Raw genomic sequence first — 1,029 nt, 5'->3', positions numbered from 1 at the left:
CGCCTGCTGCTGCTCGACGAGCCTTCGGCGGGCATGACGCATGACGAGACCCATGAACTGATGGACGACATCCTGCAGGTGCGCGGCAAGCTGCAGGACCTGTCGGTGGTGCTGATCGAGCACGAAATGAACGTGATCGAGCGCATCACCGACCGCTGCATCGTGCTGAACTACGGCAAGAAGATTGCCGAGGGAACCTACGCCGAGATTACCGCCGATCCCGACGTGCAGACCGCCTATCTGGGGGAGGAAGCCGCATGAGCGACAGCACACTGCGCGTGGAAGGGCTGACCACGGGCTACGACAGGGTCAACGTCCTGCACGATGTCTCGATCGAGGTGCCGCCGGGCAAGATCACATGCATCCTTGGCGCCAACGGCGCCGGCAAGAGCACGCTGATCCGTTCGATCCTGGGCCTGACACCGCCGCGCCAGGGACGCATCCTGTGGGACGGCACGGACATCGCGGGCGAGAAGACCCACAACATCATCGCACGCGGCATCTCCTGCATTCCCGAAGGCCGCAAGGTGTTCCCGCGCATGACGGTGGCCGAAAACCTTGCGCTGGGCGCATTCCTTGAGGCGGACCCGGCCAGGGTGCGCGAGCGCATCGAGCGCGTGTACACGATCTTCCCCCGGCTGCGCGAGCGCGCGGGCCAGCTCGCCGGCACCATGTCCGGCGGCGAACAGGCGATGGTGTCGATCGGGCGCGGACTGATGGCGCAGCCGCGGCTGCTGGTCATCGACGAGCCGTCGCTGGGCCTGTCGCCGCTCTATGTGAAGGAAAACTTCAAGGTCATCCAGCAGATCAACGAACTGGGCATGACGGTGCTGCTGGTGGAACAGAACGCGCGCCAGACGCTGGCCATCTCACACCAGGGCTATGTGCTGACCCAGGGCCGTGTCGTGGCCCAGGGCACCGCGCAGGCGCTGCGCGAGAACGATGAGGTTCGCGCAGCCTATTTCGGCTGATCCGGAGAACATGCGATGGACGACTTCCTCGATCTTCCGGTCCGCACCCTGGCGGCGA

General features: G+C 65.2%; 2 protein-coding genes. Both read left to right on the top strand.

Annotated elements, in window-relative coordinates:
* On the top strand, positions 1-261 hold a 261-nt coding region (locus AC3WQZ_RS35690; RefSeq protein WP_492302169.1), incomplete at its 5' end, for an ABC transporter ATP-binding protein C-terminal domain-containing protein.
* Positions 258-971: an ABC transporter ATP-binding protein gene (locus AC3WQZ_RS35685; RefSeq protein WP_010812746.1), complete on the top strand. Its 714-nt coding sequence runs from the start codon at positions 258-260 to the stop codon at positions 969-971. The genes AC3WQZ_RS35690 and AC3WQZ_RS35685, both read left to right, overlap by 4 nt.
* The last annotated feature ends 58 nt before the right edge of the window (positions 972-1,029 follow it).

Source organism: Cupriavidus sp. FW305-26 (genome assembly GCF_058787975.1).
The sequence above is the reverse complement of the archived record's forward strand: the minus strand, read 5'-3'. Positions and strand labels throughout refer to the sequence as shown.

Bases quoted from the DNA above. Each gene is read 5' to 3' on its own strand.
- AC3WQZ_RS35685 (WP_010812746.1), top strand. From the start codon at position 258: ATGAGCGACAGCACACTGCGCGTGGAAGGGCTGACCACGGGCTACGAC.